6 protein-coding genes and 2 pseudogenes are annotated in these 9,425 nt (G+C 61.6%); 2 read left to right on the top strand and 6 right to left on the bottom strand.

Annotation, left to right across the window (positions count from 1 at the left end; all coding sequences use genetic code 11):
- Positions 1-334 (top strand): annotated as a pseudogene (locus VFE81_RS17535) (S-(hydroxymethyl)glutathione dehydrogenase); the annotation flags it as partial.
- Between the two features lie 153 nt (positions 335-487).
- Here the strand turns inward: VFE81_RS17535 and VFE81_RS29000 are convergent.
- Both VFE81_RS29000 and VFE81_RS17530 read right to left on the bottom strand, forming a co-directional pair.
- Positions 488-667 (bottom strand): annotated as a pseudogene (locus VFE81_RS29000) (LysR substrate-binding domain-containing protein); the annotation flags it as partial.
- A gap of 39 nt (positions 668-706) precedes the next feature.
- Positions 707-3,391: a hybrid sensor histidine kinase/response regulator gene (locus tag VFE81_RS17530; protein WP_325045807.1), complete on the bottom strand. Its 2,685-nt coding sequence runs from the start codon at positions 3,389-3,391 to the stop codon at positions 707-709.
- Between the two features lie 554 nt (positions 3,392-3,945).
- Here VFE81_RS17530 and VFE81_RS17525 point away from each other — a divergent pair.
- Complete coding sequence (locus tag VFE81_RS17525; protein WP_325045806.1) at positions 3,946-6,279, top strand: bifunctional diguanylate cyclase/phosphodiesterase; 2,334 nt, start codon at positions 3,946-3,948, stop codon at positions 6,277-6,279.
- Between the two features lie 189 nt (positions 6,280-6,468).
- On the opposite strand, the gene hpaI is transcribed toward VFE81_RS17525, so the two are convergent.
- The 4 genes from hpaI to hpaD all read right to left on the bottom strand — a co-directional run.
- Complete coding sequence (gene hpaI / locus VFE81_RS17520; RefSeq protein WP_325045805.1) at positions 6,469-7,272, bottom strand: 4-hydroxy-2-oxoheptanedioate aldolase; 804 nt, start codon at positions 7,270-7,272, stop codon at positions 6,469-6,471.
- Positions 7,273-7,292: 20 nt separating this feature from the next.
- Positions 7,293-8,096, bottom strand: coding sequence for a 2-oxo-hept-4-ene-1,7-dioate hydratase (gene hpaH / locus VFE81_RS17515; RefSeq protein WP_325045804.1), 804 nt, complete (start codon positions 8,094-8,096; stop codon positions 7,293-7,295).
- A 123-nt stretch (positions 8,097-8,219) separates the two neighbouring features.
- Positions 8,220-8,618 (bottom strand): 5-carboxymethyl-2-hydroxymuconate Delta-isomerase, encoded by a 399-nt coding sequence (locus VFE81_RS17510; RefSeq protein ID WP_325045803.1) that lies wholly within the window; start codon positions 8,616-8,618, stop codon positions 8,220-8,222.
- A gap of 21 nt (positions 8,619-8,639) precedes the next feature.
- Positions 8,640-9,425: 3,4-dihydroxyphenylacetate 2,3-dioxygenase (gene hpaD, locus VFE81_RS17505; protein WP_325045802.1), on the bottom strand; the 786-nt coding region annotated here is incomplete at its 5' end.

Raw genomic sequence — 9,425 nt, 5'->3', positions numbered from 1 at the left:
CTCGTTCGAATGTATCGGCAACACCAGGGTGATGCGTCAGGCGCTGGAGTGCACGCACAAGGGCTGGGGTCAGTCGTTCATCATCGGCGTGGCGGCGGCGGGCGAGGAAATCAGCACGCGTCCGTTCCAGCTGGTGACGGGTCGTGAGTGGAAGGGCTCGGCATTCGGTGGCGCGCGCGGCCGCACGGACGTGCCGAAGATCGTCGACTGGTACATGGAAGGCAAGCTCAATATCGACGACCTGATCACGCACCGTCTGCCGCTCGAACGCATCAACGAAGGCTTCGACCTGATGAAGAAAGGCGAGTCGATCCGCTCCGTCGTGGTTTACTAAATTGGCCAATAGCATCCGTCGCCACAGCGCACTCACGCCCCCTGATTCCACGCCCGATTTTCGCGTACGACACCAGCATGGACGTGAGCGCCGCCGCGATCGGCGATAGCGGCGGCCTGGCACGCCAAGGCTATCCGCCACCCCTGTGATAACCCATTCACAATCGGCCAGTTCCTTGATCGAGCGGCTCTTCGCAAGCGGGTGATCGCGTGGGCCGACGATGGACGGTTCGGTTGGAAAGAGCGGAATGATATGCAGCCCGGTGGCGTCGAAACGTTCGGGTACCGGTGTGATGGCGATATCGAGTTGGCCTGGCCCCACCGCGGGTAATAAGGAATGTGAGGTGACGCAGCGGAATTAACGGAGGCGAGCCTACGAAGCAGCCTCCGTGTGATCGAGCCATTCCGCGAGTTCGCGCCGCAACTGCGAGATATCGAGCGGCTTGCCAAGCAGCCGTGCGCCCGGGATGGCGTCGCCAATCTCAGCACTCCTGCCATAGCCCGACACCAGCAACACGCGGATGTCTGGCTGCTGGCGTAGCACCGCACGCGCCAGGTTGTCGCCGGACATGCCGGGCAAGGTCAGGTCCGTGAACAGGATGTCGAAACGTTGCGCGGGCACGAGCGGCAGCGCTTCTTCGGCGCTCCCGACCGCCGTGCAGTCGAGACCCAGCGCGCCGAGCAGGTCGCTGACCGCATCGCGCGAATCGGCGTCGTCTTCGACCAGCAGCACGCGAGCCGGCGTGCCGGGTGGGTGTGACGGCGGACTTGCCATTGAATTCCCGAGCGAACTTGCCGAGCCGTTGGCGAGGAAGTTTTCTCCCGCGGAGTTTGACGCGTGCAGCAGGATTTCGCGTGGATCGGACGCTGCGGACACGCTGGCCGGATCGTAGACCGTGCGCGGCACGCAGGGGGCGATCTGCCCATCACTCATGTCGGCGGCTCCAACGCGCAATACACCGCGCACTTTGCGCGCGAGATCGTCGCGCCGGTACGGCTTGGAGAGCAGCGTGATGCCGGCGTCGAGCTTGCCGTGATGAACGATCTCGTCGCGCGTATAGCCCGAGGTGAAGAGTGTCGGCACCGAGGGCGAGCGCGCCGCTGCATGCTGCGCCAGTTCCACGCTTTTCACCTGGCCTGGCATCACGACGTCGGTAAACAGCAGATCGATCGGCACGTCGCTATCGATGAATTCGAGCGCTGCGTCGCCACTCGATGCCGTCAGCACCTTGTAGCCAAGTTGCGCGAGCATTTCGACGGCGGTCAGGCGCACATCCGCATCGTCTTCGACCACCAGAATCGTTTCACCGCCGCCCACCGGTGCCGCGGTCTGATCGACGGCTTCGGCTGTTTCCGGCTCGCAGCAGCGCGGGAAAAACAGCGAGACGGTGGTGCCGAGTCCCACCTGGCTGTCTATCAACGTATGGCCGCCGCTTTGTCTGACGAAACCGAACACCATGCTTAGGCCGAGGCCGGTGCCATGGCCGTCGGGCTTGGTCGTGAAGAACGGTTCGAACACGCGCGCCAGGATTTCGGGCTTCATACCGGCACCGGTATCGGTCACCGAGAACACCACGTACTCGCCCGGCGAGAGTTCTGGCTTGCCGCGGCAAAACGTCGAGTCCAGCACGCGGTTCGTCGCGCAAACGGTGAGCGTGCCGTCGGCTTGCATCGCGTCGCGCGCATTGATCGCGAGATTGAGCAGCGCGTTTTCGAGTTGATTGCGATCGGCCTGCACGTGCCACAGGTCGTCGCTCAACACCGTTTCGATCTTGACGGTCTCACCGAGCGCGCGGTGCAGCATCTCACTCATGCCGGCGAGCAGGCGGCGCGGGTTCAGCACGGTCGGCGAGAGCGGCTGGCGCCTCGCGAAGGCGAGCAGATGCGCGGCCAGTTTCGCGCCGCGTTTGACGGCATCGGTCGCGGCGGACAAACGCCGCAACGTGGCCGGACTGTCATTGGCATCGACGGCGAGCATCTGCAGATTGCCGTTGATCACTTGAAGCACATTGTTGAAGTCGTGCGCGACGCCGCCTGTGAGGCTGCCGATTGCTTCCATCTTCTGAGCCTGACGCAATTGCTCTTCGGCGACCGCCCGTGCCGCGACCTCATCGGTAACGCGTTGTTCGAGCGTTTCGGTCAGCTGGCGCAGCGATTGTTCGGCGATCTTGCGTTCGTGAATGTCGATCAGCACGCCGGGAAAACGGGTCGGCTCCCCCTGTTCGTCGAACTCGCACTGGCCGTTCGCCTGCACCCACATATAGTCGCCATCGGGGCGACGAATCCGGTACTCGGCGCGAAACGGCTCGCCAGTGCGCATCGCGTCGATCGTCAGGCGCTCGTTCAGCGGCTGGTCGTCCGGATGGATCACTTGTGTCGCGGCATTGCGCTCGACTCCTTTCGCGGCCTCTTCGAGCGGAAACGAAAAGGTGCGCGCGAAACGTTCGTCGCCGGTGACGGTGCCGGTGCGCACGTCGAGCACCCACGTGCCGAGCACGGCGCCGGTATTGAGCGCGAGTTGCAGCCGTTCGTTGGTCTCGTGCAGTTCGGCTTCGGCGTGTTGCCGCCAGCGTTCGGTGAGGACACGTGCGGTGGTTTCGACGACCATCGCGAGTACGCCCGCGGGTGCACCGCTATCGTCGGCGACCGGGCTGTAGTAGAGATCCATCCAGACGTTTTCAGGCTTGCCGTCGCGCAGCAGGACCAGTTCCTTGTCGCGATACGACAGGGTGCCGCCGGCGAGACACGTGAGCATCACATGCCGGTTGAAATCGGCGACCTCCGGCCAGCCGTGTTCGACCGGGCAGCCGAGCAGATACGGATGCCGTCCGCCCGCGAATATCGCGTAGGCGTCGTTGTAGATCATGTAGCCAGATTTGCCCCATAGAAGCACGAGGGGCACCGGCGAGGCGAGCAGCATTTGAACGGTGGCGGTCAGACTGCGCGGCCAGCTTTCTATGGCGCCGAGGTCGGTCACGGCCCAGTCGAATTCGCTGATGCGACGCGCCATTTCCCCGTTCCAGCCGGGGCAACCATGGTCTTGTGCCGGAAAGGGCATTGCTGCGCTCCACAGAGATCACGTCAACGGGTGTGTCCCCACTCTGCCGGCGCGCATAGTGCGCGCTGATGTTCAGCAGGAGGCGGGATGAATCTTCTGCCGTGCACCGCGAGCCGGCGCGAAGCGGCCGGGCGGCAGCGATAATTGTAGGTCACAACGCGTGCCTGGTGACGTATCAGAAGGGGCTCTGCGGGTTTAGCCGAACCATTGCTGCCGCAAACGATTGCAGCGGGTGCCTGTTAATCACGTAATTTTTGCCGGCCGAAGCGCTTTTCGCCCTTCCTTACCGTGAATGTCCACAGGAAAGTGTTTGTGATCGATGCTGTTATGCGCGGGGCATGTTCACGCCTCATAGATAGCGTTGGTGTGCCACTGAAGTCCGGCTTGCCGAACGCTTCGCCGCCGCCGAGGGGCTCGGGACGAAATCGCGTGATGGCGGTGTAGCCCTTACTGGGCGGGGCGCAATTCTATTTGCGGGCAGGGCATAAATATTTATCAGACGTTTGCCGTTATACATTGGCCGAGTAAGCGGAGCCAGCCTGATATCTATCAATATGCTTTCCACCTCAACGAAGCAACTGTCCGATCCGGGTTTGCGCGATCGCTTTCATAAACGATCGCTGGAACACCAACGTCCACTTTCGACCGTGACGATGGCGTTTACCGTTGTCGCGTTCCTGTGTTTCGTGGGGGCGCGCAACCTGGTCAACGGGCCGGCGACGCCGCTCGCTTACCGGCTCGCCTGCGCGCTCGTGCTCGCGCTGCTGGTGCTGGCGATTCCACGCGCCGGTTCGACCTGGACGTTCGGCGCCATCGGTGTCGTGTACTCGCTGGTGCTGGTGGCCGGTCTCGCGCTGAACGTCTCCGGCGTCGAGCAGCCGTTGTTGTGGATACTGCCGGCCATGGTCGCGATCCCGATCTGCGCCGCGCCGCTGTGGCTTACGCCGATGCATTTCCTCGTCGGCAGTGGGATTTTCTATGCGGCAGCGCTTGCCTTGCTGTTCGGAGCGCCGCGCACGGCTGACGTCGACGTGGTCGTGTGGACGTGGATCGTGGCGATCGGCATACCGACTTCCGCAGTGTTTCACTTCAGCTTCTACCGGTTCCGGCGCAACCACTTTCTGCTCGAGAGTCAATTGGCGCAACTCGCCGCGACCGATCCGCTGACTGGCCTGCAAAACCGCCGTGCGTTTGTGAAGCAGGCCGAGCGTCGCCTCGAAGCCATGACACCCGATGCGCGGGTCAGCGCGATTTTTCTCGACATCGATAGTTTCAAATCGCTGAACGACCGCTTCGGCCACGCGGTCGGCGACCATGCGCTGTATCAGGTCGCTCAGGTGCTGATGGAGGTGACCGCCGCGGACGACAGTGTGAGCCGGATCGGCGGCGAGGAGTTCGCGGTGCTGCTGCGCGACGACCTGGCCGGCGCACTGGCGCTAGCCGAGCGCCTGCGCGGCGCGATTGCCGTGATCGAGCGCCCTGACGGCCATCTGAGCGCGAGCTTCGGCGTGGCCGAACGCCGGAGCGGCGAAAGCATCATGGTGTTGCTCGACCGCGCCGATGAAGCTTTGCTGCGCGCCAAGCATTCAGGCAGAAACCGCGTCTGCGCCGAACGCGCGTTGCCGCTCGATGCGCTAAAAAAGCTCTCCGCCGATGTTTCTGCGGAGGGCGAGGTGGTGGCGCCGCGGCAACTCTGGGATGACTATTACCTGACTTCGCACTTTCAGCCGCTCTATAGTTTGTCGCATCAGAAGCAGGTGGGCTTCGAGGCGCTGCTGCGAGGCGAGCAGAGCGACGGCACGCTGGTGCCCCCCGTGGTGCTGTTCGCGCCGAAGCCGTCCAGCGACGAAGGCGCGCTCGATCGCGCGAGTCATGCCGTGCATCTGGCCAATGCGCGCAAATTGCTGCCCGGCGACGCGTGGCTGTTCCTCAACATTCTGCCTGCCACGTTTATCGCCGAAGGCTATGCGGATCAGCTTGCCATGATCGTTCGGGCGGTGGGGCTCGAACCTCAGCGGGTGATTCTCGAGATTCTCGAATCGCATGGAGGCAGCGTCGACGACATGTCGCGCGCCGCGGCTTTGTACCGCGAGCACGGCTTCCTGATCGCCGTCGACGATTTCGGCGCGGGTCAATCGAACCTCGACCGGCTGTTGCGAATCCGGCCGGATCTCGTGAAGCTCGACGGCGAGCTGATTCGAGCGACCAGTCACGGCTCCGGGCAGCCGATCTTGCCGAAGCTCGTTTCGCTGTTGCATCAGGCAGGGATGCTAGTTGTCGTGGAGGGCGTGGAGACCACTGAAGAGTTGATTCTTGCTGTTGAGTCGAATGTGGATTTCGCGCAGGGGTATTTGCTTGGACGGCCGGCTGCGGAGATTGCGCCGCCGGAGTCGGTGCATCGGCGGATCGATGATGCTTTCGATGTGATTGCTCAGGGGCGGGCGCATCAGTATGCGTTGTTCGAGTCGGAGGTCGAGCCTTATCGGTCGGCTTTGAGCCGTGCGGCTGATGATTTGCTGGCTGGCGCTTTGATGGATCAGGCGTTTGCTTTGTTGGCTACGTTTGATCGCTGTATCAGTTGTTTTATTCTGGATGATTCGGGGCGGCAGATCGGGCATGAGGTGCCGGGGCCGGCGTGGAGTAGCGAAGGAGCTTCGCTGCATCCTGTGGCTAATCCTCGCAATGCGAGATGGGATCATCGGCCTTATTTTCGCAATGCGGTTTTGTTGCCAGGGGTTGCTGTGGCTAGTAATCCTTATCTTTCTTTGGCCAGTGGGCGGCCTTGCATTGCTGTTACTTTGGCTTTGCAGTTTGCTGCGGAGCGGTCTGTTATTGGGGTGGAGCTGGATTGGTCGGCGGTGGGATTGCCTTGGCCAGCGGGGGAATAAGGGTTTGGTTTTTTGCCTGTGCGGCGCTTGTTGTCTGGTTGCCTGCCCCGCACAGGGGCGACGCTAATAATCCAATAAGAATTCAAGGAAAGGCCAACGCCCAAAGAAGCCAGATCAAGGAAAGCCCAACGCCGCAGGCAGACAAGAAAGCGCCGCGCAGGCAAACAAGACAGCCATTCCTCAAATTCCTCAATACCCGCCCTTCACGGGCGTTGCTGTTTCCGCAGTCTTCTTATATGACGCCGCCAGATCAGCCGCTGCCCGGCTCAACAACCCCGTGTCCGTCCCCACCGCCACAAACGTCGCGCCTGCCGCCATATACTCAGCGGCAATCCCCGGATCCGGCGCCAGGACGCCCGCCGCTTTGCCGGTGTCCCGCACCTTCCTGATGCCGTTGCATATCGCTTCGCGTACGCTCGCGTCTCCTGGCTTGCCCAGCAATCCCATCGATGCACTCAGGTCCGACGGACCAAAAAACACAGCATCTACGCCTTCCACCGCCGCAATCGCGGAAAGGTTCTCCATTCCCTGCACCGTCTCCACCTGCACCAGGACACACAACTCGTCTGCCGCCGTGTTCAGGTAGTCCGGTATCCGGTTCCAACGCGACGCCCGCGCCAACGCACTACCCACGCCGCGAATGCCCTGCGGTGGGTAACGCGTGGCCGCTACGGCGTCCGCGGCTTGTTCTGCTGTGTCGATCATCGGGAGCAACAAGGTCTGTGCGCCTATGTCGAGCAGTTGCTTGATCAACGCGCTGTCGCTGCGCACCGGACGCACCACCGGATGCGATGCATATGCCGCCACGGCCTGCAATTGCGCCAGTGTGCTGCGCACGTCGTTCGGTGCGTGCTCGTTGTCGATCAACAACCAATCGAAGCCAGCGGTAGCCAGCAACTCGGTCACGTAGGCGTCGGCGAGCGCAGCCCATAGGCCGAATTGCGGTTTGCCCTCAGCCAGCGCGCGCTTGAATATGTTCTGCGGTAGGGACATGTCGATTAACTCAAATGAGCTCAAATGAAATTCAAACCAATGCCGCCCAGCGGACCATAGTCGACGTGGAACGTGTCGCCCGCTCGTGCCGGGATCGGGCTCGTGAACGAGCCGCTCAGAATCACGTCGTTTGCGTTCAGTATCTCGTCGTATGGGGCGATCTTGTTCGCGAGCCATGCAACGCCAGTCGCCGGGTGATTCAGCACCGCGGCTGCAAGTCCGCTTTCTTCAACGGCACCGTTCTTGTAAAGCAATGCGCCAACCCAACGAAGGTCGACGTCCATCGGACGTACCGGACGGCCACCCAATACGATGCCGGCGTTGGCCGCGAAGTCCGAGATGGTGTCGTAGACCTTGCGCGGCGCCTTCGTCTCGCGGTCGAATTGTTCGATGCGCGCGTCGATAATCTCCACCGCTGGAGTCACGTAGGCGGTGGCGTCCAGCACGTCGAATAGTGTGATGCCGGGGCCCTTCAAAGGTTTGCTCAACACGAAAGCCAATTCCACTTCCACACGCGGCGCAATGAAGCGGTCGGCGCGAATGTCCTGGCCGCTTTCGATGAACATGCTGTCGAGCAGCGGCGCATAGTCGGGCTCGTCGATCTGCGAGGACCGCTGCATCGCGCGTGAGGTCAGGCCGATCTTGCGGCCCTTGATCACATGGCCATCGGCCAGTTTGAGCTTCACCCACTCGCGCTGAATAGCGTACCCGTCCTGGACCGTCATCTCGGGATACTGGGCCGAGAAGTGGCGTAGCTGAGTGCGCGTTTTCTCGGCATTGTCGAGTTGCGCCGCGAGATCGCGGATAGTCTGTTCGTCTAGCATGATGGATTCTCTTTAAGCCGCTGCCGGGCCCGGATGCCAGGCCTTCTCTGTAAACCGCTGCCAAACCCGGGTACCTGGCCTTTTCCCTAAGCCGCTACCAGGATGGGGTACCAGACTTAGGTATCAGGTTTTCAGCCGTGCGTGCAAATTGTTGTGTTTCCACGTACCGGTCTCGCTGAATTCATTGATCTCCAGCGACAACGCCAGGCCGTGTTTTTCAAACTCAGCGGCGAAGTGCTGTTTGATCACTTCAAATAGCGCATCGCCTGTCGCCTTTTTGGCGGCGTCCGAGCGACCCGCGGCGATCTTCAGGTTCGCGTGCAGAAACGCAGCGTCGGCTCTGCAGTCGGCAACGCAGTACTGCTCGCAGCGCAAAGCGCGCACGCGGATGCCGCCGAGCGGATAAATGCGTTTCTCATCCTCACGTTGTGCATCGAGACAGTTAGCAAGCGATGTGCAAAGCTGTCCGATGCTTTCTTCGCCGGCAAGATTGGCGCTGTATTCGAGTGTCAAATGTGGCACGGCAGGCTCCTTTCTCAGGACTTAAGCGGGCAGGGGCGTCACCGGGAAGATCGCATTGATCTGACCGGTGCCCGAACTGCCGAAATACGGCGTAACGACTTCAACCTTGCCGTCGTAACGATCCCAACCGAGCGCGCCGAGCAGCATCGCGGTGTCGTGCATGCCGCCTTCGCCCCAGCATTTCTCGTTATAGAGCGGCAGCATCTCGCAGAAAGTTTTCCAGTCTCCGACTTCCCACAACTCGACCACCCTGCGGTCCATCTGTTCGAGAAACGGACTCCATACCTTGTGCATGAACTGCTCGGCCGTGCCATTGTTGGCGAAGTGGTGGCTCAGCGAGCCGCTCGCCAGAATCGCCACGGTGCCGTCATAACGTTCCTCGATAGCCTTGCGTACCGCGAGGCCGAAGCGCGCGCTGGTTTCAAGGTCGTGCCACATGCACCAGCCGGATACCGAGACGGTCTTGAAGTGCTGGTCGCTATTCATATAGCGCATCGGCACCAGCGTGCCGTACTCGAGTTCGAGTGTGGTCTCACTGTGCGCGCGGCTTTTTACGCCCATCTCATTCGCGACTTCCGCGATCAGATCGCCGAGCCCGACATTGCCGGGATACGCGTACGGCATGTTCTTGATGAAGTGCGGCAGTTCGTTGCTCGTATAGACACCTTCGAACTTCGGCGCGCAATTGATGTGGTATTCGCTGTTCACCAGCCAATGCACGTCGAATACGACGATCGTATCCACACCCAATTCGCGGCAGCGCCGGCCAATTTCATGGTGGCCGTCGATCGCGGGCTGACGACAACC

The sequence above is a fragment of the Paraburkholderia sp. genome (genome assembly GCF_035656215.1).
Lineage (GTDB): Bacteria > Pseudomonadota > Gammaproteobacteria > Burkholderiales > Burkholderiaceae > Paraburkholderia.
Note: the sequence above shows the minus strand (reverse complement) of the source record. Positions and strands in the feature narration are given on the sequence as shown.